Annotated in this window: 18 protein-coding genes and 1 tRNA gene; 11 read left to right on the forward strand and 8 right to left on the reverse strand. The window is 65.5% G+C overall.

Going from position 1 to position 24,714, the window contains the following annotated elements:
* Window positions 1-40: 40 nt before the first annotated feature.
* From CRO01_RS02730 to CRO01_RS02740, 3 genes are all read right to left on the reverse strand, one after another.
* Window positions 41-1,078, reverse strand: a complete 1,038-nt coding sequence (locus CRO01_RS02730; protein WP_218839112.1) for a two-component system sensor histidine kinase NtrB — start codon at window positions 1,076-1,078, stop codon at window positions 41-43.
* 86 nt (window positions 1,079-1,164) lie between these two features.
* The gene (locus tag CRO01_RS02735) at window positions 1,165-2,595 is read right to left on the reverse strand and encodes a phosphopentomutase/phosphoglucosamine mutase (RefSeq protein WP_097007578.1); all 1,431 of its coding nucleotides are present in this window, start codon (window positions 2,593-2,595) and stop codon (window positions 1,165-1,167) included.
* Between the two features lie 114 nt (window positions 2,596-2,709).
* Window positions 2,710-3,180, reverse strand: coding sequence for a DUF5793 family protein (locus tag CRO01_RS02740; protein ID WP_097008312.1), 471 nt, complete (start codon window positions 3,178-3,180; stop codon window positions 2,710-2,712).
* A 126-nt stretch (window positions 3,181-3,306) separates the two neighbouring features.
* Here CRO01_RS02740 and CRO01_RS02745 point away from each other — a divergent pair, with 126 nt between their 5' ends.
* The 5 genes from CRO01_RS02745 (at window position 3,307) to CRO01_RS02765 (ending at window position 8,798) form a co-directional block, all read left to right on the forward strand.
* The gene (locus CRO01_RS02745; RefSeq protein WP_097007579.1) at window positions 3,307-3,819 is read left to right on the forward strand and encodes a DUF7549 family protein; all 513 of its coding nucleotides are present in this window, start codon (window positions 3,307-3,309) and stop codon (window positions 3,817-3,819) included.
* Between the two features lie 106 nt (window positions 3,820-3,925).
* Window positions 3,926-5,611 carry a type II/IV secretion system ATPase subunit gene (locus CRO01_RS02750; protein WP_097007580.1) on the forward strand — a complete coding sequence of 562 codons (1,686 nt, stop codon included), beginning with the start codon at window positions 3,926-3,928 and terminating at the stop codon, window positions 5,609-5,611.
* The gene (locus CRO01_RS02755) at window positions 5,611-7,716 is read left to right on the forward strand and encodes a type II secretion system F family protein (RefSeq protein ID WP_097007581.1); all 2,106 of its coding nucleotides are present in this window, start codon (window positions 5,611-5,613) and stop codon (window positions 7,714-7,716) included. Before CRO01_RS02750 ends, CRO01_RS02755 begins: the two co-directional genes overlap by 1 nt.
* Window positions 7,717-7,764: 48 nt before the next feature.
* The gene (locus tag CRO01_RS02760) at window positions 7,765-8,409 is read left to right on the forward strand and encodes a class I SAM-dependent methyltransferase (RefSeq protein WP_097007582.1); all 645 of its coding nucleotides are present in this window, start codon (window positions 7,765-7,767) and stop codon (window positions 8,407-8,409) included.
* A 318-nt stretch (window positions 8,410-8,727) separates the two neighbouring features.
* A tRNA-Gly gene (locus CRO01_RS02765) sits at window positions 8,728-8,798 on the forward strand.
* A gap of 362 nt (window positions 8,799-9,160) precedes the next feature.
* Here CRO01_RS02765 and CRO01_RS02770 read toward each other — a convergent pair.
* The gene (locus CRO01_RS02770) at window positions 9,161-10,657 is read right to left on the reverse strand and encodes a TrkH family potassium uptake protein (protein WP_097007583.1); all 1,497 of its coding nucleotides are present in this window, start codon (window positions 10,655-10,657) and stop codon (window positions 9,161-9,163) included.
* Between the two features lie 213 nt (window positions 10,658-10,870).
* On the opposite strand from CRO01_RS02770, the gene CRO01_RS02775 reads away from it, so the two are divergent.
* Together CRO01_RS02775 and CRO01_RS17135 are read left to right on the forward strand one after the other, a co-directional pair.
* A complete protein-coding gene (locus CRO01_RS02775; RefSeq protein ID WP_097007584.1) occupies window positions 10,871-12,406 on the forward strand; it encodes a TrkH family potassium uptake protein in 1,536 nt (511 codons plus the stop codon).
* Between the two features lie 148 nt (window positions 12,407-12,554).
* Window positions 12,555-12,692 carry a DUF7563 family protein gene (locus tag CRO01_RS17135; protein ID WP_449289583.1) on the forward strand — a complete coding sequence of 46 codons (138 nt, stop codon included), beginning with the start codon at window positions 12,555-12,557 and terminating at the stop codon, window positions 12,690-12,692.
* Between the two features lie 9 nt (window positions 12,693-12,701).
* Here the strand turns inward: CRO01_RS17135 and CRO01_RS02780 are convergent, their stop codons facing one another.
* The 3 genes from CRO01_RS02780 to CRO01_RS02790 all read right to left on the reverse strand — a co-directional run bounded on the left by CRO01_RS02780 (window position 12,702) and on the right by CRO01_RS02790 (window position 19,345).
* Window positions 12,702-13,001 (reverse strand): PadR family transcriptional regulator, encoded by a 300-nt coding sequence (locus CRO01_RS02780; protein ID WP_097007585.1) that lies wholly within the window; start codon window positions 12,999-13,001, stop codon window positions 12,702-12,704.
* A gap of 228 nt (window positions 13,002-13,229) precedes the next feature.
* Window positions 13,230-14,723 (reverse strand): 4-alpha-glucanotransferase, encoded by a 1,494-nt coding sequence (gene malQ, locus CRO01_RS02785; RefSeq protein WP_097007586.1) that lies wholly within the window; start codon window positions 14,721-14,723, stop codon window positions 13,230-13,232.
* 110 nt (window positions 14,724-14,833) lie between these two features.
* Complete coding sequence (locus CRO01_RS02790; protein WP_097007587.1) at window positions 14,834-19,345, reverse strand: glycoside hydrolase family 15 protein; 4,512 nt, start codon at window positions 19,343-19,345, stop codon at window positions 14,834-14,836.
* Between the two features lie 320 nt (window positions 19,346-19,665).
* Between CRO01_RS02790 and malA the strand changes: the two genes are divergently transcribed.
* The 3 genes from malA (at window position 19,666) to CRO01_RS02805 (ending at window position 22,447) form a co-directional block, all read left to right on the forward strand.
* Entirely contained in the window at window positions 19,666-21,600 is a 1,935-nt protein-coding gene (gene malA, locus CRO01_RS02795) for an alpha-amylase MalA (RefSeq protein ID WP_097007588.1), read from the forward strand.
* A gap of 92 nt (window positions 21,601-21,692) precedes the next feature.
* Entirely contained in the window at window positions 21,693-22,094 is a 402-nt protein-coding gene (locus tag CRO01_RS02800) for a fluoride efflux transporter FluC (RefSeq protein WP_245838488.1), read from the forward strand.
* A complete protein-coding gene (locus CRO01_RS02805) occupies window positions 22,094-22,447 on the forward strand; it encodes a fluoride efflux transporter FluC (protein WP_245838489.1) in 354 nt (117 codons plus the stop codon). The genes CRO01_RS02800 and CRO01_RS02805 overlap by 1 nt, the downstream gene beginning before the upstream one ends.
* Window positions 22,448-22,616: 169 nt before the next feature.
* On the opposite strand, the gene CRO01_RS02810 is transcribed toward CRO01_RS02805, so the two are convergent.
* Entirely contained in the window at window positions 22,617-22,826 is a 210-nt protein-coding gene (locus CRO01_RS02810) for a DUF7550 family protein (protein WP_097007589.1), read from the reverse strand.
* Window positions 22,827-22,940: 114 nt separating this feature from the next.
* On the opposite strand from CRO01_RS02810, the gene CRO01_RS02815 reads away from it, so the two are divergent.
* Window positions 22,941-24,626, forward strand: a complete 1,686-nt coding sequence (locus CRO01_RS02815; protein ID WP_097007590.1) for a glycoside hydrolase family 13 protein — start codon at window positions 22,941-22,943, stop codon at window positions 24,624-24,626.
* Window positions 24,627-24,714 lie beyond the last annotated feature (88 nt).

Genomic DNA, 24,714 nt, shown 5'->3' on the forward strand with positions numbered 1-24,714 from the left:
GGCGCCGTTGGGCGTCGGGCGAAAAGTACCCGTCGGCGGCTCAGTCCAGAAAGTCGATGCCGCGGAGTTCGAAGCGCGCGCCGCCGTCGTCCGACTCGCTGATCTCGATGGTCCAGCCGTGCGCGCGAGCGATCTGCTGGACGATTTCGAGACCGTAGCCCGTTCCGTCCTCGCGGGTCGTATAGCCCCGTTCGAACACGTCGTCGCGGTCCGATGCCGGGATGCCGGGGCCGTCGTCGGCGACGAACAGTCCGCTGTCGTCCGGAAGCCGCCCGACGCGCACCGACGCCTCCGGGCCGGCGTGGGTGACGGCGTTTTGCAGGAGGTTCCCGAACAGCTCCCGCAGTCGGCTCTCGTCGGCTTCGATCCGGCCGATATCGTCCTCGACAGTCAGTTCGGCCGCTGATTCCATCCCGACAGCCCACGCCGCGTCGACACAGGCTTCGACATCGACGGGCGCAGTCTCGCCGACGAACGCGCCCTGCTTGGAGAGTTCGAGCACGTCGTCGACGATCTCGTCGATTCGATCGAGCGATTCGACGACGTAGCGAAGCTCTTCGGCGTCGTACTCCTCGGCGGCCAGTTCGGTGTACCCCTGTGCGACCCCGAGCGGGTTTTTGATGTCGTGGGCCAGAATGTCGGCGAACTCGTCGAGGCGCTCGTTCTGGTTTTTGAGTTGATCTTCCCGCTGCTTCCTGTCGCTGATGTCGCGGACGATGCCTGTGAAAAGCTGTTCCCCATCGTGGCTGTGCTCGCGCAGGCTGATCAGGGTCGGCACCTCGTGACCGTCCTTATGGAGCGCCGGCAGTTCGATTCCGTCCCAGTCGATGTTTCGCTCCCCGGACTCGACGTAGGACTGCAGCGCCGCCGCGTGGACGGGCTGGAGACGTTCGGGAATGATCCGCATCTTGGAACTACCGATCAGCTCCTCGGGAGAGTATCCGAGCAGATCCTCAATAGCCGGGTTCGCATAGACGATTTTGCTGTCCGCGTCGATCGTAATCATCCCCTCTGACGCGTTCTCGACGAGCGTCTGGTAGAACTCGTCGGGCCGAACTGGCAGTGATGTCTCGTCCACGGAACTACTCGGTTGCATCTGTAGGCGCCAGATCAACATAATACCTTTGTCAGATGCTGGCAGTCGTCGACACCACTGTCGATCGATCACTGGGCGTCGTCGACAGCCCGCTCGACGGCGTCGACGGCGTCCGCGACCAGCGCGTCGACATCCTCGCTTTCGGCGTACACGCGGACGTACGGCTCGGTCCCGCTCGGGCGTACGAGCACCCACGAGGCGTCGGGCTGTTCGATCCGGACGCCGTACTCCGTCGAGACAGTTCCGTCGGGGAACTGCTCGGGCAGCGCGGTCTCGAGCCGGTCCATTGCGGCGTCTTTGGCCTCGTCGGGGCACTCGACGCTGACTTTCCGGTAGGGCCGTTCCGTGACCGGGCCACGCAGCGCAGCGACGCTGCCGGCTTCGGCGACGAGCCCCGAGAACACGGCGGCGCTCACGACGCCGTCGATCCAGCCGCCAAAGTGGGGATGGATGTGCTTCCACGGCTCGGCCGCAAAGGTAATCTCGGTGTCGGCGTCGCCTGCTGCCCGTTCGCGAGCGATCCCCTCGTGGAGCGCGCCCAGCCTGACGCGCTCGGTTCGACCGCCTGCCGCCCGAACCAACTCGTCGATGCGGGCGGACGCGTTGGGCGTCGTTACGACCACCGGATCCTCGGCGGCCGCGTCCACGACGTAGTGCTCGGCCAGCAGCGCGAGCACGGTGTCCTCGTGGACAACGTCGCCCTCGCTGTCGACGATCACGATTCGATCGGCGTCGCCGTCGTGGGCGATGCCGAAATCGAACTCGCCGTCGGCGAGAAACGCCCGGAACTCCGTGAGCGTCTCGGGCGTCGGCTTGCTCTCCCGGCCCGGGAAGTGGCCGTCGACGTTGGCGTTCAGCGTCACCACGTCTGCGCCCAGTTTCCGGAGTACTTGGGGCGTCGCCAGCCCGGCCATTCCGTTGCCACAATCGACGGCGATCGAGAAGCCCGACAGCGGCGTCGCGGCGTCCCCACGCGATCCCGAGTAGTTCGAGCCGTGACCGAACGTGTCGCGAGCGTACGCAGCGACGGCGTCGCGGTAGCGCGAGAGCACGTCGGCGGACTCGGCGTTCCCCCACTCCGTCCACGGCGCGGGGTCGGGCTCGCCGTCGACCAGTCGCTCGATCCGTCGCTCGGCGTCCCGATCGTACTCGACGCCGTCCTCGAAGATCTTGATGCCGTTGTCGGTCGGCGGGTTGTGACTCGCGGTGATCATCACACCGCGACGCCCACGCGAAGCGTAGGCCAGCGCGGGCGTCGGAACGACGCCGACGCGTCGGCAGTCGACGCCTGCGCTTTCGAGGCCGGCCTCCATCGCGGCCGCCAGCGCGTCGCTCGTCTCCCGCCCGTCACGTCCCAACACGACAGTGGGATCCCGCGACGCTTCCTCGACGGCGTCGACGGCGTCGTTGCCGACCGCACGTCCGACCGCGAGGGCCAACTCCGGCGTCACTCGATCCTGCGCCGACCCCCGGATACCGGCGGTCCCGAACAGACTCATACGTAACCGACCGCCCCCGACGACCGTAAAGCCACCCGAACGTACGCGGACTCGACCGGTGATGACGCCGCTACGAAACCAACAACAGTGAGAAACGAACGCGGTCGACGCCGACTACAGCTCGACGCCGCTGGGGATGAGACTGTGGTTGCGCAGCAGGTTCCCCTCGTCGTTGTAGACGAGGAACGTGCGCTTGTCGTAGGCGACGAGTTCGTCGCCGTCGAGTCGGATCCTGACCTCGTAGCGGCCGTCGGAATCGGGGTCGTGCTCGCCGTAGCGCCGTGCCGCCCGGATGAACTTGAGCACGTCGTCGGCGTCCTCGTTGAGTTCGAGCACGAAATCGCCGGTGATCCGGTTTGTGACGCTGACGACGCCGGCGGCGTCGCTGTCCAGCGGCCCCTGCAACCGGAAGGCAACGTCGGTCTCTTCGGCGTCGAGGAGTTCGTCGTCGATTCCTGTGAGGCGCTCTCGGAGCGTCGTCGCGGGGCCCTCGAAGTCGATCCGTACCGTCGGCTTTGCGGGCTCGCGGTCGTCTTCGACCCAATCAATATTGCTGACTTCCAGCGTGAAGTAATCGCGCCTCATTACCTGTACGACGAGGTAGGGACTCACGGGCAATGAACGTAACGCCTGCCCCAACGGCACCGTCAGTTCGGACGACGGCGGCGAGACGGTAGTTTTTACCCTGCGGGGTTCGCGGGCGTTTGATGTATGGCTTGGGTGCGCTCGGAGTACGCCGGCGAGTTGGCGGTCGTAGCCGCGTGGTTGGCGGCGGTATTGCCTTGGAACGTGACCTACACCGGCATTCCCGGGACCGACCTCTCGGCGCTGTTTCTCAGGTTCCCCTTCCTGCAGACCCGCTACATCTTCGGGTTACCCAGAGACGACCAACGGTTGTTTTACGACCCCGTCGCTGCCCTCGATCAGGTGTCGGGCGTCTCCGAGATGCTGTACTACCTCTGGATCGCGGGCGCCGCCGTCGTCTTACTGGCGGTTCTGCTCTCGTTCGCCATGTACGCCGCCGAGGATGCCGTCGAGGAGCTGTCGCCGGTCCATCCAGTGCGCGCGATGGGCGGGCTACTCGCGCTGGCGACGGCGTTTCTAACGGCGGCCACCGTTGCGATCGCCACTAACGGCGACTTCGGCGGCGGGATTCCGATTCCGGTCGGTCTCGTCGTGCTGGGTTCGCTCGCCGCCGTCCTGTTGCGCGCGGAGCTGGTCTAATCTCTATCGTCAGCCCGTCCAATTTAAGGGATCTGACTACATTGGGACGTGTAGATGCGAGGCCGGTCGGTGCGGCAACGCCGACTGCCACCGCCGAGAGAGCACAATGACCGACGAAGACCAGGACGGACGACGCCGAATTCCGCTGGGAGCGAGCAACCCCGGGAGCGCCGAGACCGCGACGGAATCGCGCGGTGACCGGCTCAAGCGGCGGCTACAGCGCGCGATCGAGCTACTGCAGGGGTCGACCGTCCCCGGAGAGCTGTACGCGCCGGAACGCCACGGCGACATCGTCTCCTTCGACGGGCTGGACGGCTACGAGGAGGTCGAGCGCTACTGGGTCAACGCCCCCTTCGCGTTCGTCTCGATCAACTACGACAGCGAGGCGAAAGACCACCTCTACTACGTCGTCGAACCCGAGTTGAGCCCCGACGAGTACGAGCTGCTGGAACTGCTGTTCGAGGACATCCGTGACCCGCTGGTCTATCGGTCCGACGTGCGCGACGAGGACGTCGAGTCGGTGCTCCGTGACGAACTCCGCGAGCACCTCGAAGGCTACGGCGCCGAAGTCGACGTAGCGACGTTTTACCGGCTGTTCTACTATCTCTACCGGTCGTTCCGGGGCTACGGCAAGATCGATCCGATCGTCAACGACCCGCACATCGAAGACATCTCGTGTGACGGCTACGACCTGCCGATCTTCGTCTACCACGACGAGTACACCGACATCAAGACCAACGTCTCCTTCGAGCAGGAAGCCCTAGACAACTTTGTCGTTCGACTCGCCCAGCAGTCGGGACGCCACATCAGCGTCGGTGAGCCGATGGTCGAGAGCACGCTACCGGACGGCAGCCGTGCCGAACTCGCGCTCGGCGAGGAGGTCACGCCGCGCGGGTCGGCGTTCACGATCCGGAAGTACTCCGACGAGCCATTCACTCCGATCGATCTGATCAAGTACGGCACCTTCAACGTCGAGCAAATGGCCTATCTCTGGCTCGCTATCGAGCACAACAAGTCGCTCGTGTTCGCGGGCGGGACGGCCTCGGGGAAGACGACCTCGATGAACGCCATCTCGATGTTCATTCCGCCGCGCTCGAAGGTGCTCTCGATCGAGGACACCCGCGAGCTGACGCTGTATCACGGCAACTGGCTCTCCTCTGTGACCCGGGAGCGACTCCACGAGGGCAACGACATCACGATGTACGACCTGCTGCGATCCGCGCTTCGGCATCGCCCCGAGTACATCGTCGTCGGCGAGGTCCGCGGTGAGGAGGCGATCACGCTGTTCCAAGCGATGAACACCGGCCACACGACCTACTCGACGATGCACGCCGACTCGGTCCAGACCGTGATCAACCGACTGGAAAACGAGCCGATCAACGTTCCCCGGGCGATGGTCCAGTCGCTCGACGTGCTCTGCGTGCAGACGCTGACGCGCTTCGACGACGAGCGGGTCCGCAGGAACAAGACGGTCGCGGAGATCGAGGGGATCGATCAGCGAACCGGCGAACTCGATTACTCGACGACCTACTCGTGGAACGGCGACGACGACAGCTTCAACGAAAACGGCAGCAGCGTCGTGTTAGACGAGATCCGTGACGACCGCGCGTGGAGTCAGGCGGAGCTGCTCTCTGAGCTCCGTGACCGGCAGCAGTTCCTGCGATATCTCCGGGACAACGACGTGACCGACTACCGGCGCTTCACGGCGCTCGTCAACGAGTACTACGCAGATTCCGAGGCGGTGATGGACCGGATCGACGAGGAGGCCGCCGCGACGCCGCCGACCGACTGATGGCGCCGTACGACCTCGTTCCGGTAACGATCGCGGTGCTCGCAGTCCTCCCTGCGGCGCTCGCGCCGCTGAGCACCCGCATCGGCCGGATCGTCTCTCGGCTCTCGTTGCTCGCCTTCGGTGACCTCGTCCACCGCTCTCGCTCCAGCCAGCAACTGCGGAAGCGGCGGCTGCGCGCGGCTCACGTGCCGATGACATACCGCCTGTACGCCGCCCGAACGCTGCTGTATGCAACCATCGGCGCCGTCGTGGGTGCCGTCGCGGGGCTGTACCTGCAGTGGGGCGTCGCCCGTCTGCTCACCGTCGCTCCGGAAACGGTCCGGGCACAGGTTCCCGGCACGTTCGCGTTCGTTGCCGGGGCGTTCGGCCGGCCGCTGCCGACGGGGCGGACGCTGCTGGCGATCCAACTCGGCTCGATGATCGCGGTCGCGGCTGTCGGCGCCGTGACGACGTACTATCTGCGCTGGTGGTACCCCTCCCAGATCGCCGACAGCCGACGCAGCGACATCGACGAGAACCTCCCGCAGACGATCTCGTTTATGTACGCACTCTCCCGAAGCGGGATGGAACTGCCGAAGGTGCTCCGGATTCTGGCCGCCCACGAGCACGTCTACGGCGAGCCTGCCGCCGAGATCGGCGTCGCCGTGCGCAACATCGATATGTTCGGCAAGGACATGGTGACCGCAATTCGGACCATGGCCCGCCGGACGCCGAGCCCGAAGTTCAAGGAGTTCGCCGAAAACCTCGCGAGCGTCCTCCAGAGCGGCCAGAGCCTCGCTGAGTTCCTCGAACAGCAACACCAAGAGTACCAGCAGGAAGCCGAAGATCAGCAGGACAAACTGCTCGAAGAGCTCGCTACGCTCGCTGAAGTGTACGTCACGACGCTGGTCGTGTTGCCGCTGTTTCTGATCACGATTCTCGTCGTCGTCGGCATCACGGTGACGAACACGCTGACGCTGCTCCGCGGGGTCGTCTACGTCCTCTTGCCTGTCTTGAACGTCGGCTTCATCCTCTATCTCCGGTCGGCGATGGGCGGGACCGTCGGCAACGGTCAGTTCGATCCGTCGCTCGATCCGACGGTCCGACTCGACGGCATCAGACGCACCGAGAGCCGCGCTGCGCGATCCGACGGCGGCGTCTCCGTAGGCGAGTCCCAGCAGGCGGCGAACCTCGAACGCCTCCAACTGTACCGACGGCTCAAGTGGCTCCGAGAGAGTTTCGGGCACCCAGTCCAGACGATCATCGAACGGCCGACAGCACTGCTGTGGGCGACCGTTCCCATCATCGGGTTGCTGACGCTGGTGCGCCTGTACGCGTCGGTTCGGCTCGGCATCCCGCTCGTGCTGGTGATCGACGACTTCCTGCTACAGGCGACGCTGTTTGTCGTCGGAACGTTCGCCATCGCCTACGAGGCACACAGCCGCCGGATCGATACGATCGAAGCCTCGGTGCCGGACTTCCTCGATCGGCTCGCCAGCGTCAACGAGGCCGGCATGACGGTCGTCGAGAGCCTCGACCGGGTGCGAAAGAGCGACCTCGGCGCGCTCAACCCCGAACTCGACCGCGTCTGGGCCGACATCCAGTGGGGCGCCGACGTGGAGATGGCGCTGCGACGGTTCGAGCACCGCGTCAGGACCCGGACGATCTCTCGGGTCGTCACGCTGATCACGAACGCGATCAACGCCAGCGGCGATCTGGCCCGCGTGCTCCGAATCGCGGCGACGCAGGCCAAGTCGGACCGGCGACTCAAGCGAGCGCGACGAACCGAGATGCTGACCTACGTCGTCGTCGTGTACGTCGCCTTCGGCGTGTTCCTGCTGATCGTCGGCGCGCTCGACACCGTGTTGATCCCCAACCTGCCCGACGACAGCGTCCTGCCGGAAGCCAGTGGCGCGGCCGGTCAGTTCGCAATCACGCAGGTGCTCGAAGACCTCGGATCGATCAACGAGTCGGCGTACACGTTGATCTTCTTCCACACGACGACGCTGCAGGCGCTGTTTTCTGGCCTGATCGCCGGCCAGATGAGCGGCGGCCGGTTGGCTGACGGCGCCAAGCACGCCTCCGTGTTGCTCTCGATCGCATACCTCACCTTCCTGTTCATCTGAACGGCCCGAACCGCCGCGGTTTTTGTCGCCGCCCGCTTCCCCTCGGACATGGACCGGGCGCCCGAACGAGTGCGCGACACGTACGACGACATCGCAGAGCACTTCGCGGCCACCCGCGAGTACGCTTGGCCCGAGGTCGAGGAGTTTCTCGACGACGCCGACGGCGCGCTCGGTCTCGATATGGGTTGCGGTAACGCCCGCCACGCAGAACAGATGGCCGAGCGAGTCGACCGAGTCGTCGGCGTCGACATCAGCCGCGGCCTGCTCGAAACCGCCCGCCGGCGTCGTACGGAGCGCGGCTTCGGCGTCGATCTGGTGCAGGGCGACGCGGGCTCGCTCCCGATCGCCGACGGCGCCGTCGATATTGCCGTGTACGTCGCAACCCTGCACCATCTCCCCGACCGTGCGGCGCGACGCCGAAGCTTAGACGAGCTCGCCCGCGCACTCGCGTCGGACGGTCGCGCGCTCGTCTCGGTGTGGAGCACCGCCCACGACCGCTTCGACCGCACGGAGGGGTTCGACACGACGGTCGACTGGACGCTTCCGGACGGCGAGACGGTCCCTCGCTTCTATCACGTCTACTCGCCCGAGGAGTTCAAATCGGATCTGGACGCCAGCCGACTGGACACCGAAGACGTGTTCGTCTCCAGTGGGAACTGCTATGCGGTCGTCGCAAAAGGGAAACACCCTTAACCACTGCCCGAAAATCAAAGAGTGCACGCTGGTGTGGGCTAAATGGCCCACTTGGGATTGCGGTCGCGCGATCCCCCGGGCGATCGTTCGATCGCCCGGTTTCAACAACACGTCACAGCACGTGCCAAAGCACGTCGTGACGAACGCGCCGGTGGTGAGCAGACCAACGGTCTGCGAACCTCAGGCGGGTATGCGAACGAGCGCCGGTGTTGAGACGGACGCAGTCCGTCGATGCACGGGGCGCGAACGACGTGAGCGCGCCGGTGGTGAGCAACCCTTCGGGTTGCGAACTACGGTGCGAGTGAGCAAAGCGAACGAGCGCCGGTGGTCTAGTGGCAGGACCTGAGCCTTCCAAGCTCATGGCCCGGGTTCAAATCCCGGCCGGCGCACTCCCTGCGGTCGCTTGCCGGCCGACGTTCACCTCGCTGCGCTCGGTGAACTCCCGGCCGGCGCATTTCTGCGACGAACGGACGTGAGGAGCGGATGCGCCACGGTGGAATTTGAACTACGCAAACGCGAGCGGTAGCGAGAATTTGCATCGGGTTCAAATCCCGGAGCGGCGAAGCCGCTCCGACCCTCGTGAACGCATGGCGTTCACTCGGTCCCGGCCGGCGCACTCCCTGCGGTCGCTTGCCGGCCGACGTTCACCTCGCTGCGCTCGGTGAACTCCCGGCTGGCGCATTTCTGCGCGACGCCGACTGCCGAGCCGCGGCACCGACCCACTGCACGGCTGCGCTTCGACGCCGACGAGCTACGACCGCCAGTACGACGGCGTCAACAGCACCAACACCGGAATGATCTCGATGCGGCCGACCCACATCAGGACGATCATCGCCACTTTCGTCGTCTCGGGGAACACCGCGTAGGTCTCGAAGGGGCCGGCGACGCCGAACCCCGGACCGATATTGAAAAACGTCGCCGCCGCGGCGCCCATCGCCTCGAACTCGCCGAGTTCGAAGCCGGCGCGTGCGCTGTCGAAGACGAGAAAGACGGTCGTGACGATGAAAAAGACGAGGCTGATCAGCGTGTAGGCGTAGATGTCACGGACCGTCTGCTCGTCGACCACCTCGCCGCTCAGACGGACCGGCCTGACGACCGAGGGGTGGCTGGCGACGAACAGGTCGCGCCGGAACCCCTTGACGACGATGAGCCAGCGCAGCGCCTTGATCGAGCAGGTCGTACTCCCGGCCATGCCGCCGATGAACATACAGATGAACAGGAGATGCTTGGCCGAGGACGACCAGAGGGTGAAGTCGGTGCTGGCGTAGCCCGTCGTCGTCGTGATCGAAACGACCTGAAAGACGCCGTGACGGAGCGTCCGCTCGATGTCGCCGGCGAAGGTGCCGTCCGAAAGGAGGATCACAATGACGCTGAAGCTAAAGAACGTCAGGACACCGAGATAGAAGCGAAACTCGTCGCTCTCGGCGAGACGCCCGACGTTGCCCTGCAGCACAAGATAGATGAGCACGAAACTGGTCGCGCCCAGCGCCATGAATCCAGCAACGGTCCACTGGACGATCGGAGAGAACGCACCGAGGCTTGCCGGGCGCGGCGAAAAACCACTGGTCGAGAGCGTCGTCAACGCGTGGGCGACGGCGTCGAACAGCGTCATGTTCGGGGCCACACCGAGCAGGTGCAAGAGATAGAGAATCACGACGAGGAGCACCGTTAGCCCGACGTACAGTCCCCAAATCAGTCGGGCAGTATGTGAAATCTTTGGCGTGAGCCGGTTGACGTTCTGCATCTGGGTTTCGGTCTCCATCAGTTGGGCACCGGCGACGCCGAGCTGGGAGAGAATCGCCGTGGCGAGGATGAGGATGCCAAGCCCGCCGAGCCACTGGATGAGTTGGCGCCACAACAGCGTCGCGCGAGAGTGGACCGAGAAATCGACAATCACCGTCGCACCGGTCGTCGTGATGCCGCTCATGCTCTCGAACAGCGCGTTCACGGGATGGGCGAGTGCGCCTTGTCCGGCGACGACAAAGGGAATCGCGCCGACGAGGGCGACGGCGAGCCACGTGAGCGCGACCATGAGAAACGCCTCCCTGTGGCCGAGATCTCGCTCGTCCGACAGACGCTCCAAGAGACTGCCGACGACGATAGTGACGCCAATCGTCACGAGAAACGGGACGGCGGCGGCGTCGTCGTAGACCGCGAGCGCAAGCGGGATCAAAAGCGGCACCGAGAGCCATTTGAGGATCGTCCCGACGAGGCTACAACTGACGCGCCAGTCGACGCGGATCGTCATAACTGTAGTCCGAGAACTCGCTCCCGGTCCGGGCCAGCTCGGTCGCCGCGGCGTGTCTGCTCGGTCATCCGGCGTTCGCAGACATTTCCCGAAGACTCTTGAGTGTGTTCGTCGGCGCCGACACGGAGGCTCCGTTCGACCAGCGACGAGTGGTGGTTGCCGGCGCGGCGCGATTGAGAGGCTTTTTTGTCGCTCTGTGGGTACGTCGATGCGATGCCGAGCCACGTCGACTCCCGATCGGCATTCAGTCTGGTCGGGACCGTTCTGAAGTACATCTCCGTGCCGTTTGCCGTCCCGCTAGTCGCCGCGCTGTGGTACGGGGAGGACCCGCTGCCGTTCGTGGCGGCGATTCTGGTTACCCTTGGAGTCGGCGCCGGACTCGAACGGCTGCATCCGGACCCCGACCTCGGCCACCGCGAGGGGTTCTTGCTCGTCGGCGCGACGTGGCTCGCGGTGCCGCTGGTCGGGACGATTCCCTACCTCGTCGCCGGTGAGGGAACGGTCGCCCAGCCGGTCTACGCACTGTTCGAGAGTATGAGCGGGTTTACGACGACCGGTGCGACGGTGCTCGGAGATATTTCGGTCGAGCGTCACGGCTACGCGATGATGCTGTACCGACAGCTCACGCAGTGGCTCGGCGGGATGGGGATCGTCGTGTTGATGGTCGCCATCCTTCCCGAGCTGTCGGTGGGTGGCGCGCAGCTGATCAAAGAGGAGGCGCCGGGCTTCGAACTCGAACGGCTCAAGCCCCGGATCACCTCGACCGCGCGCGTCCTGTGGACGATCTACGCCGGTGCGACCGTGCTCGCCGCCGCGGTGTACTACGGACTGCACCTCGTCGGCGTCGCCGACGAGATGACGCTGTACAACGCCGTCGCTCACGCGTTGACGACGATGCCGACCGGCGGCTTCTCGCCGGAGGCTCGAAGTGCGGAAGTGTTCTCACCCGCGATCCAGTGGGCGATGATCCTGTTTATGATCGTCGCCGGGACGAACTTCGCGCTGCTGTGGCACGCTCTCGACGGCGAACCCGGGGAGCTGTTCGGTGACTCGGAGTTCCGGACGTACTTGACGGCGCTGGGCGGCGTCGGCACGCTCATCGCCGCGCTCCTGTTTACCGGCACCGGGATCGACGTGACGCCGGATCGAGTCGCGCCGATCGTCGGCGCGATCGAACCCGCGCTCCGGCAGGCGGTGTTTCAGGTCGTCGCCATCGTCACGACGACCGGGTACGCGAGTATGGACTTCAACGCGTGGAGCGCGCCCGCACAGACGATCCTGCTGTTTGCGATGTTTCTGGGCGGCTCGGTCGGCTCCGCAGCCGGCGGAATCAAGATCGTCCGGTGGTACGTGATCTACCGATTGGTCGACCGCGAGGTGTACACTACAGTCCATCCCGAGGCTGTTCGGCCGATTCGCGTCTCGGGCTCGGTCGTCGAGGAAGATACCGTCAAAGGGCTAGTCGGATTCACCCTGCTGTTTCTGCTGCTGTTTGCGTTCTCGACCGTACTCCTGTATCTGGACACCCTTCGGACGGCGGAGCTGACGCTGAACGGTCTGGAGGCGATGAGCGTCACGATGGCGACGCTCGGCAACATCGGCCCCGGGTTCGGCCCTGTCGGTCCAATGGACAGTTACGCCAAGTTCTCCGCCGCCGGGAAACTGTATATGGTGTTTCTCATGTGGATTGGCCGTCTGGAGATCATCTCCGTCTTGGTGTTGTTGACGCCGACGTTCTGGCGCCGATAATCCCGGGCTGTCCGCGTTGTAAGCTCGACGTACACCCGGAAAGGTCGCATTAGCGTTGCAGTCCCGTCTGGTTCGTCGGACCGTTCAGCACTGTTCGTTCTCTACCCGGTCAGTAACTAAGCGGATCGCACCCACTGTGTGGAGTCGTATGCCGACGTGTAACAACTGCGGCGCGTTCGTGACGCGGGACTTCGCACGCGTGTTCGGGGACAATCAGCAAAACGTCAGCGCTTGCGTCGAGTGTACGACGGGGCGCGATCTCAAGTCGGGAGCGGCAATACAGTAGCGGCGTCGATCAGTTCGCTTCGGCGGTTTCGAGCACTTCGTCGACGTACTGGGCCTCCCAGTCGCGTCGCGCCTCGATCTCGCGGCGACCGCGCGCGGTCAGCGAGTAGTAGTTGGTCCGCCGGTCGAGTTGTCCCTTCTCGGCCAGCCCCTTTTCGACCAGCGTGTCGAGGTTGGGGTAGAGTCGGCCGTGGTGGATCTCCTTTTCGTAGTACTCCTCCAGTTCGTCCTTGATCGCGAGCCCGTGTGGTTCGTCGAGCCCGGCGATGACGTACAGGAGGTCCCGTTGGAATCCGGTCAGATCGTACATCGTTCCATCTTCATTATACTATACAATAAGTGTTAAGTCTGTCGTTCGGCCATCGGATCCGGCATTGGAAATAAGAATCTTTTGGCCTAGTGTAGAGTATAAAATAGCTGGGCTACCCGCAGGACCCCCGTTCTGCTCATCACACCTTGCTCCTCGATTGGAGGAAACGGGTGCCTGCAATCGTGACAACTCTCAGTGAAGTGGTGGGATTTTCGACGTTTCGGAGAGTTACGCCTGTCGGCCGGCCGCTTCGGTCAGGTCGCGGAGTCTACCGACGGGCAACTCGTCCAGTTGTTCGGGCGTGCAACGCCACTCCCAGTTCCCGTCGGTGGTGCCGGGGGAGTTGAACCGCGCCCACTCGCCCAGATCCAGCAGATCCTGCACGGGTACGACAGCCAGTATCGAGTCGGAGTGCCACGCGGCGTCGATCAGTTCCCAGTTAATCTCTTCGCCGTCGGCGCCGAGGTAGTAGTGCAAGCAGTCCCGTTGCTCGTCGGAGAGATTGTCGTACCAGCCCCGAACGGTGTTGGTGTCGTGGGTTCCTGGGTACGCGACGGTGTCTTCCTCGTAGGTGTGGGGCAGGTAGGTGTGGTCCTCCGTGCACCAGTCGCCGTACTGCAGCACCTTCATACCGGGCGCGTCGATGTCGCGCCGGAGCTGGTCGATTTCCTCGGTGACGAACCCGATGTCCTCGGCGATGATCGGCAACTCGCCGAGCGCGTCCTCGATCCGGCGGAAGAAGTCAAGCCCCGGCCCCTCCCGCCACGAACCGTCGCCGGGATCGGCGTCTGCCGGGATCGCGTAGTACTCCTCGAACCCGCGGAAGTGGTCGACACGAACCACGTCGGACAGTTCAAGCTGCCAATCCATCCGGTCGATCCACCAACCGTAGTCGGCGTCCGCGACGGCGTCCCAGTCGTACACCGGCATTCCCCACTGCTGTGGCGGGTTGTTCCCGTCGGCGGGGACGCCGGAGATCAGCGCCGGCTGGCCCTCTTCGTCGAGTTCGAACAGTTCGGGGTTGGCCCAAACGTCGGCGCTATCTTGGGCGACGTAGATCGGTAGGTCGCCGACGATGTCGATCCCACGCTCGCTGGCGTAGGCGTGGAGTTCGTCCCACTGATCGACGGCGAGGAACTGCAGGAACTTCCGATAGCGAACTTCATCGGCCAGTGTCTCGCGGTACTCTTCGAGCGCCTCGGGCTCGCGCGAACGAACCGGATCGGGCCACTCGGTCCAAACGACGCCGTCGAAGTGATCCTTGAGTGCGCGAAACAGTGCGTACGTATCCAGCCAGTCGACGCGCTCACAAAACGTCTCGAACGCCGACTCGATCTCCTCGGGGCGCTCCTCGTCGAAGCGTTCGTAAGCCGATCGGAGCAGTGGGCGTTTGAACTCGGCGACGGCGTCGTAGTCTACGCGGTCCTCGGGGAACGACTGCTCGGGCGCAACGTCGGCTTCGTCGAGCAGGCCGCGCTCGACGAGGTCGTCGAGGTCGATCAACAGCGGCTCGAGCGCGAACGCGGAGTAGGCCTGATAGGGCGAGAAACCGTGTACTTCGGCGACCGGGCTGAGCGGGCACAGTTGCCAGAGCGACTGGCCAGCCTCGGCGGCGGCGTCGACGAACTGCTTGGCGGGCGCACCGATCGACCCGATACCGTGTCGACTCGGCAGCGCCGTCGGATGAAGATAGACTCCACTTTGTCTCTGAAAGCGGCTCATACCATTTGTTCGGCACCGCCCGTTGTAAGGATGGTGCAATGGGATGGAAGATAAATGAACGCCACGTGGCAACGTGACGAACTGTCACGCCGCCGAGAATGGTCGGTCCGCTAGTCGAACCGGACGCTGGTGAGCGTGGTGCCGACCGCGGCGAGTTCGTCGGCGTCGGTCGCGGCGATCACCGACACCGACTCCGTTCCGGGCCGAACCTCGACAGTCGCCTCGAAGCGCTCGTCCTCGACGGTGGCGAGCGTGGTTCCGTCGGCGGTCCAGAGGACGACCTCGTCGCCGCGAGTCGTTCCCGCGACGGTCGCTTCGCCGTCCGAGAGTTCGACATCATCGACCGACAGCGGCGGGCCGTCGGGGTCGATGTCGCGGTAGCGACGCCGGACGAACGCAGGCGTCTCGACGGGCTGGCCGGCGTCGACGGCGTCCGCGAGCCGGACGAACTGGGCCATGCTCCACGCCAGCGGTGTCGCGGCGCCGGTGCCTTCGCCGAACTCCCAGTCGAACTCGGTGGGGTACTCGCGGTCCCAGACCTGTTCGGGGATCATCCGTCCGTCGTTGGCGAAGCGCTGCATCGTCTTCAGCAGTTCCGCGGGAGCGTGCTCGCCGGTCTCGGTGCCGGCGACGAGTTCGTACTCGGCACGCTCGCCGGTGAAGATCGGCCAGAGCCGCCCCGAGCCGTTGCGGTCGATCGACCACGGGCCGCCCTCGTCGGGTTCGGTCTCGCCCATCTCGCCGTAGCCGTCGCCGTTGTACCGGTACCAGCCGGGGCCGTTGGGCGTCTCGACGCGGATCGTGTCGTCGGCCACGTCGATCGAGTTCTCGATCAGTTCGTAGTCGGGGTCGCGGATGCCCAGCCGGACGAGTTCGAGGAAACCGCCGTCGATGATGTCGCGCTCGTCGAGCGTCGGGCCGTTGTTGGCCAGTTCGCGCTTGACGCCGCTGTCGGGGTCGCCGTTCCGCGAGACGCGGATGTAGTACGGCGCCCGGTCGTGTTGGTCGGTGCCCTCGTAGGTCGCACACCAGCGGTCGACGCCGGTGCGCCAGTAGTCCGCGAAGCCGAGATACGCGATCGCGTCGGCGCGGCGTCCCTCTGCGGCCGCCAACGGCGCCGCGCAGGTCACGCCCGCGATCTCGGCGGCGATCGTCGACGGCGAGTAGCCGGCCTCCTCCTCCCAGCGCTCTTGGCCGCTGCGGGGACCGGAGCGCAGGAGGTACTCGACCGATCGGCGGACGTGCTCGTAGTCGTAGCTCACGTCGTCGAACCCGACGCCGTGGCGGTTCCAGAGCTGGTAGGCCATCACCGAGGGGAACGCGACGTTGTCGAGCTGTTCGCCGCCCCAGCGGATGCGGCCGTCGAGGAACGTGTTCTGCGAGATGAAGCCGTTGGGCCGTTGCTGGTACTCGTAGATGTACTCGGTCGCCTCCGTCGCGCTGCGCAGGTCGCCGACGGTTTCGAGCGCCGTGAAGACCTGATAGAGGTCCCGCGCCCACGTGAAGTTGTAGCCGAAGTCCCGCGGGTCGCCGGCGTCGACGTTCTCGCCCCACGGCACCGACGGGCTGGCGATGCCGGCGCCGAGGAACGTCTTGTCCTCGACGGCTTTCAGCACCATGACCGCGGCGCGGTACTGGTTAGCGAGTTCGGGGTCGTCGGAGACGGATGCGGGTAGCTCGATGGCGTCGAGATACTCCCGCCAACCGTCGACGTACTCGTCGCGGATGCCGACGTAGCCCCGCGAGAGCGCGCGCTGGGCCTCCGCCAGCGCCAGTTCGGTGTCGGCGTTCTCGGCGAACCCGAGCGCGACGGTGTCGGCGATCGAACTCGTCGCGTTGCCGACCCGGCCGACGAGCACGCTGTGGCCGGGCCCGGCTTTCGGCTCGCTCTCGGTCGTGGCGCCCTCGCCGAACAGCGCGGAGAGATGCTCGGCGCTGGCTTCGCCGACGGTCGCCCAGTCGAACGAGCGATGCGAGGCGATCGCTGCGGCGACTTGGTAGGGCTCGCCGTTGGGGTCGACGAAGGAGGGATCGTGCGCGGCGCCGGTGTCCCACGCCGCCAGCGCGTAGCCATCGCCGTCGTCGACGATTTCGGCGCTCTTGTCGTCCATATACCCCGAGAGCGCGGCGTCGCCGACGACGTACACGTCGTACTGGTTGCTGTCGGTCGCCGCGAAGTTCACGTCCATCACGATCGACTCGCTGCCGGGGTCGGTGACGTACTCGACGACCAGTTCCCACTCGTGGCCGTCGGACCCGGTCTCGGTGATCGTCTGGCGGAAGACCGGCGACTCCGAGCCGACCATCGTCGTCGAGCGCTCGATCGACTCGATGGCGTCGTCGGTGCGCTCCTCGTTGTGGGTCCGGGCGGTGTAGCTCGACTCCTCGTCGGCGTCGACGACGAGGAAATCCACAGTCCTAAAGTTCATCAGGTCGACTCTCGGGAACCGCGGCTCGGTCATCGCACCCTCGGTGAGCGTGAACCAGACCCGCGAGGAGTTCGACTCCCAGTGGTCGGCCGCGGTGCCGACGCCGTAGGTCTCGCCGGTCGTCCACGTCGAGTGGGCTGCCGGACCGCTGGGCTGAGTGAGGTCGGCGTCGGCCGACAGCGCGCCGTTCTCGTGGAGCCGCGCCACGACGGCCGAGCGCAGGCCGTGGGCCCACGCGAACGGCGTCGCGCTGTCTGGCGTGCCGTCGTCGAAGGCCTGTTCGGACAGATACCCCTCGGCACCGGCGAGTTGGCCGCCGGGCTGGATCAGATCGAGCAGCATCCGCGCGCGCTCGAACGCGGCGTCGACGGGCGACTCGTCTGTCGACGTTCGGGCGCCGTACTCGTCGATCAGCCCGCCGAGGTCGGCGTTGGCCGAGGCCGCCCAGCCGACCGCGAGCGGCCAGAGCTTCGACTCGTCTTGGCCGCGCTTGCGCCAGCCATCGCCCTCGAACCGGACGAGACCGAGCAGTTCGCCGTCGGCGTCGTACCGGGAGAGCCCCTCGACGGTGGTGGCGGTGTGCTCGACGAGCCGGTCGATACGCTGTTGGTCCAGCGTGTCGTTGGCCGCCGCGTACTCGCGGTGGGCACACACGAGTGCGAGCGTGCTAACGTCGAGCGTGTCGTCGCCCGGCGCACGCTCGAAGACGCCGCTGTCGTGCCAGCGCTCGCCGATGGCGTCGTACACCTCGTCGGCGCGGTCGCTCGCACGCAGACGGAGCGTCTCGTCGACCGGCGCGCGGGCGATCGCCGACAGCGCGAGCAGCATCGACGCCGCGGTGTGGGTGAATCGTCCGGTGTCGCTCTCCCAGACGTCTTGGCACGGCTTCGGGAAGCCGTCGTCGGCCAGCAGCTCCTCCAGCGCGTCGAGACCGTCCTCGATGGTGCCCGTGATTCGAGCGACCAGATCGGTGTCCGGCGAGCCAAGCCGGAGGTAGCGCGCGAGGTACGCCAGCACGCTCGCGGTGCCGTCGGCGGGGTACTGGACGCCGTCATCACCGGTGATGCGACCGTTACCCCAGCCCGGTGCGAGCCGGCCGTTGTGCGCCCAGACACGCTGGGCCCAGGTGCCGTCGGACAGCTGAGCGTCGGCGTAAAACCGGGCGCTGGCGGCGTGTTGCTCCGAGAGGTCGATGCCGAAGTTCGAGTCGACGGTCAGCAGGTGCCGTGCGACTTCGGCGTCGTCGCGGAACCAGCTGTAGCCGTAGCCGCCGGAGTAGACGTGATGCGGGTCGAACTCGGGCCCCTTGATTCGGGCGCCCGTCGGCGCGGTCAGCAAGGAGAGCGTGCGCAGATCGGAGACGACCGTTTCGCGGTGGGGAACGTCGGGTACGTCGAACTGGTTGCGCGAGACCGCTCGGTTCCGGATCGCGCGGTCCGTCTGGTAGTGGTCCGCGAACGCGTGGACGTGTGCGAGCGCGTCCGAGCGCGAGGTCTCCCCGTGGTCTGCAACCAGCGACACGAGCGTCGTCTGTGCGAGGCTTCCCTCGGCGTCGAGGGGGACTTCGGCGACGATCGTATCCGAGAGGTCGTCGGTCGAACCCTGCCCGGTCGGCAGCACGGTCGGGTCGTCGGCCAGCAGTTCGTCGAACCCTTCTCGGCGCTGGCTGACGACACGAGAGAAGCCGGTCGAAGCGGTGAGGTAGTCGTGTTCGGCGTCGTGAAACACCTCGACGACGTCGTCGTGCTGTAGGTGCCCGACGCTGCTGGTCTGGCCGTCCGGTGCGAACGCCACGGCCGCGACCAGACTCGGGCGCTCTGGTACGTCGCCCCGAAGCTCCAGATGGGTCAGGTGTGCCTTTTCGAGGGTGTAGTCGTACTGGTGGATCGAGTAGTTCTCGGCCTGATGGCGAGTAACCACCATCGTCGTCTCGCCCTCGTAGGTCTGCCGGGTGGTCTCCAGCTCGTCGAACCACGTCACGTCGTCGCCGACGCGGATACCGTAGCGCGAACTGTCGATCCCGTGCATGTCGAGCGTCGATCCGGAGTAGTCTCTGACCGCTCCGGACCGGTCGACGAACACCAGTCGCCCCTCGTCGCCGGAGAACAGCCCATCTGTCGAGAGGCGTTCGCCCGGGTGTGAGTCATCGTCTCGGTCCCGCTTGTACTCGTTGATGGCAATACGCATAGTCATGGTATCGAAGACCAGAGCCCCCGCCTCGAAAGATGGCGGAAATCGTTCATCACGTCTCTAGGATTGTCCAGAATATAAACCTGCCTATGCCACCAACACACCGATTGACACCGCGAGAACGCCGTAGCAACGCTGTTTCGGTTGTAAACTGTGTCCCGGGATCGGAGCGGCGGCTCGACAGCCGAAATAATTTTTTCTTGATATAATAGCAGTCATTCACTAAGACCCGCCACAACACACCCACGAGAGTGTCTAACACTCAGGTACGTCGAACGGAACCGGGAAATAAAAGTCGGTTCCCACAGAACGCTTAGATGACAATGCACCATCCAGGGCCCCCTCGATTCGAGGCAGTCGGTTCGACGATCGATCTCGCTCCGCGCGATCCCAACCCGGCCGGTAGTTACCGCTGGCACATCGCCAACGCACCCGAGACCAGCACTGTGACGCTCGGTGACGACGCCGTCGAGCAGTTCACACCCGACAAGCCCGGCACCTACACCGTCGCACTCGACGCGCCCGACGGCACGCACCACCTGACGATCCGGGCGTTCCCGGCGTCGTACGCACCCCCCGAGCCCGACCCGACCCAGTCCGGCTCTGGCATCTCCGGCTCCGGCTTCCAGTCTGGATCGGGCTTCCAATCCGGCTCTGGCTTCCGCTCGGGCTCTGGAATCGGGTCGGGGACGACCGCAGCGGGCTACGACAGCGGCGGCCGCCCGCGCGTCCAACTGTTCGCTCGCGTCGACGGCGACGAGGTCGTGTTCACTGCCGAGGCCGAGACGCCGCCCAGCAGCGACGCCCCCGGCGAGCATCTCGACGTGGAGTTCCACGCCGACGACCGCGACGCCCTCGACACCGACGACCTGATCGTCGACGGCCACGAGGCCCGCGTTTCCGTCGACGCGCTCGGCGAGTACAGCCGCGTTCACGCCGTCGCGCTCGGCGAGACGTTTAGCGTCGCCGATACTATCGGCGTCTCGGTGGACGACGGCGTCGAGATCGAACGCTTGAACGAACCGCCGGAGTGGGGCAAGGACGTGACGCTGTACGAAGTGTACGTCCGGACGTTCACCGGCGGCGAGGCCGCGACGTTCGAGGCCATCGGCGATCGACTGGAGTATCTGGCCGAGATGGGCGTCGACTGCGTCTGGCTCTCCCCGGTGCTCCAGAACGACGACTTCGACCACGGCTACAACATCACCGACTTCTTCTCGATCGCCGACGATCTCGGCACCCGAGAGGAGTTCGAGGCGTTCGTCGATCGGGCCCACGACCACGGCATCAACGTGCTGTTCGACCTCGTGCTCAACCATTCGGCCCGCGAGCACGAGTACTTCAAGCGCGCCGAGGACGGCGACCCGGCCTATCGAGACTGGTACGAGTGGACCGACGAGGAAAACGACGTGCCAGGAACGTACTTCGACTGGCCCTATATCGCGAACTTCAACTACGACAATCTGGAGGTGCGCCGCCATCTGCTCGACGCCGTCGACGAGTGGGCGCCGATCGTCGACGGGTTCCGCTGTGACATGGCCTGGGCCGTCCCGACGAGCTTCTGGAAGGAGGTCCGCGACCGCGTGAAGTCCCACGATTCGGAGTTCCTGCTGCTCGACGAGACGATTCCCTACATCGCCGACTTCCACGAACTCTGCTTCGACGTTCACTTCGACACGACGCTGTATCACAACCTGCGCCAGATCGGCAACGGCGCCGCCGACGCCGAGACGATCCACGACGCAATCGACAACCGCGCAGAGACCGGCTTCCCGGACCACGCCGGCTTCCTGCTGTACATCGAGAACCACGACGAGACGCGCTACGCCGAGGACTGCGGGCGCGAGCAGGCCTTCGCCGCCGCCGGCGCGATCTTCACGCTGCCCGGCGTTCCGCTGCTGTACGCCGGCCAAGAGATCGGCGAGGAAACCCGCCGCGAGAAAGTCGAGTGGGCCGCCGCCGACGAGGAACTGCGCGACCACTACCGGACGCTCATCGAGACGCGCGAGGACCACCCCGCGCTGGGCTATCACGGCAGCTACGACCCCGTCGACTTCGAGGCGAGCCACGGCGGCGTCGTCGCGTACGCCCGCGAGGCCGAGGGCGAGCGCGTCGTCGTCGTCCTGAACTTCGGCCCCGACACCGAGTCGGTCGCGCTCGACGCCGACGTGGAGACGACCGACCTCGTCACCGGCGAGGACGTGAACGCGCCCGACGCCGACATCGAGGTCGACGACGTGGTCGTCCTGCGCGCCTGAGGGCGGTCCAAAGCAGCGCAGTCCCCCGGCCCTGACCGCACCGTGACGATTGGGAACTTCTTTTTCGGCGCCCGACAAACGCAGGGACATCCGTGTCCCGACGGCAGCACCTGATCCGACTGGAGACGATCCTCCTGATCGCCGTCGGCGGGTTCGCCGGGTCGAACCTGCGGTACTTCGTCGAGCAGGTCGTCCCCGCCTCGCTGGCCGCGACGTTCGCCGTCAACGTCGTCGGGAGCTTCGCGCTCGGCCTGATCGTCTACGAGAGCGCCCGAATCGGCGCGTTCTCCGATCAGGCCCGGTTCGTGTTCGGGACGGGCTTTCTGTCCTCGTTTACCACCTACAGCACGTTCGTCGTCGGCGTCCTGACGGCGACGCCGGCGCTCGGAATGGCGTATCTGCTCGCGAGCTACGCCGCCGGTATCGCCGCCGTGCTGGCCGCGCGAGCGTCGGTGCGGTCGCTGGGAACACCACAATCAGAGGAGGTGGTCTAGTGGACCCCGCCTTCCTCGTCGGGACGGGTGGCGCCATCGGCGCCGTGGCGCGCTATCTCGTCAGCGAGTCGCTACCGGCCGACCGGTTCCCGTGGGCGACGCTGGTCGTCAACGTGGTCGGGAGTTTCGCGCTCGGCCTCGTCGTCTTCGGCGGCGTCGGCGGCGACGCCGCGTTGCTGGTCGGCACCGGCGCCTGCGGCTCGTTCACGACGTTCTCGTCGTTCTCGGTCGCCGCCGTCCAGCTCTGGGAATCGGGCGAGCGCCGGCTCGCGGCCGCCCACGCGATCGGGAACTTCGTCCTGTGTGCTCTGGCGGTCGGCATCGCAGCGGTTGTGGTAGCAGCGCTGCTGTAGTTTAATTATCCCATCACCGAACGATTTATTATCTGTAGCTGTGTGAGATACTATCGGGGAGAAACTGGCTCCCGGGGCGTCGCGGAGACGACGCGGCGGGTAGCCACGCGGTGCGTGTTCGGCGACGCCGCTGTCGGGCTGGTTTTGACGAGCAGAAAAACGAGAACGCTCAGGCCAGCAGGAACGGGACCACAAAGGCGAGGAGCAGTCCCACGACGGTGACGGCGGCGCCGATGCCGACATCCCGCATCGTGTAGGTACTCTGGGGAGCGGTCGTGCGCGCTTCGGCGGGGGACTTTTCGCCCTCTTCGTACTCCGAGTCGGGCGCCTCGACGGTCTCCTCGTCAGTGCCGTGGTCGTCGGCTCCGTGGTCGCTCATGTCCGAACCGTTGCTCGCGGTGTGACTTAAGCAGTGCTGTCTACGCTGCCCGTAACCGCTCGATCGGCCGACGTATCGGGTGCCTTTTGCGTCTGCGCGGCCGAGCACCGGGAAATGACCGGAACGGACGCCGACATCGACCGCGAGTGGTGGAAAGAAGCGGTCGTCTATCAGGTGTACCCGCGCAGTTTCAACGATTCGGACGGCGACGGGATCGGCGACATCCCCGGGATCGTCGAGAAAGTCGAGTACCTCGACGATCTTGGCGTCGACGTCGTGTGGCTCAATCCCGTTTACGAGTCGCCGATGGCCGACAACGGCTACGACATCGCCGACTACCAATCGATCCATCCCGAGTTCGGCACGATGGACGACTGGGAGCGCCTGCTGGAGGAGCTCCACGACCGGGATATGCGTCTGATCATGGATCTGGTGGTCAACCACACCTCCGACGAACACGAGTGGTTCCGCCAGTCACGCGAGGGCGACGCCGAGTACGACGACTACTACCACTGGCGCTCGGGCGATCACGAGGACGACGTGCCGAACAACTGGGACTCGTTTTTCAGCGACTCGGCGTGGTCCTACGACGACGAGCGCGGCGAGTACTACCTCCACCTGTTCGACGAGAAACAGCCAGATCTCAACTGGCGCAACGAGGACGTTCGTGACGAAGTTTTCGAGATGATGAACTGGTGGCTCGAAAAGGGCATCGACGGGTTCCGCATGGACGTGGTCAACCTGATCTCCAAGACCGAGGGGCTCCCCGACGGCGACCCCGAGAGCGGCCTGACCGGCGAGGACCACTTCGTCGACGGCCCCAACATCGAGCAGTACTTCGAGGAGATGTACGACCGCACCCTCGACGGCCGGGACGTGATGACCGTCGGCGAGATGATCAACGTCGACGCCGACCGGGCGGACGAGTACGTCGGCGAGGAGGGGTTCTCGATGCTGATTCACTTCGAGCACATGGGCGTCGACACCGGCGACGGCGGGAAGTGGACGCTCGCCGACCTCGATTTGCACGAACTCAAGCGGATCATCACCGACTGGCAAGAGACCCTCGACGAGGACGGTTGGAACTGCCTGTACCTCTCGAATCACGACCAGCCTCGCGCCGTTTCGCGGTTCGGCGACGACGGCGAGTACCGCGTCGAGTCCGCCAAGATGCTCGGGACGTTCCTCTTTACCCTGCAGGGGACGCCCTTCGTCTTCCAAGGCCAAGAGATCGGCATGACCAACGCCGACTGGGAGCGCGAGGAGATCCGCGACGTGGAAGCCGAAAACCACGTCGAGATGGCTCTGGATGACTGGGCCGACTCCTACGAGGACGTTCGACCGCAGATCGAGGCGCGCAGCCGCGACAACGCCCGGACGCCGATGCAGTGGACCGACGGCGAGAACGCCGGCTTCTCGGAGGGCGACCCGTGGATCAAGGTCAACGAGCGCCACGACGAGATCAACGTCGAGGCCGCCCGCGCCGACGACGAGTCGATCTGGCACTACTACCGCGAGCTGATCGATCTGCGCGACGACCGTGATATCTTCGTCTACGGCGATTACGAACTTCTCCTGCCCGACCACTCGGAGGTCTTTGCCTACCGCCGGACGCTCGGCGACGAGGAACTGATCGCGGTGTGTAACTTCTTCGGCGGCGAGCCCGAGGTCGACCTCGCAGAGATCGTGGGCGACCGCGACGCCGACTTGCTCGTGAGCAACTACGACCCCGAGGACGCCGCCGTCGACGAGCCCTTCGCGCTGCGGCCCTACGAGACGCGCGTGTACGACCTGTCCTGAGGCTCCGAGCCACCCGTTCCGGCGTGACGCCGCAGCGTCGTCGGCGTCGCTCCGCCTGCGGAACAATTTCGTTCGTCCACTCGGTGCC

Origin of the sequence: Natronoarchaeum philippinense (assembly GCF_900215575.1) — an archaeon.
In the GTDB taxonomy this organism is placed as follows: Archaea; Halobacteriota; Halobacteria; order Halobacteriales; family Natronoarchaeaceae; genus Natronoarchaeum; species Natronoarchaeum philippinense.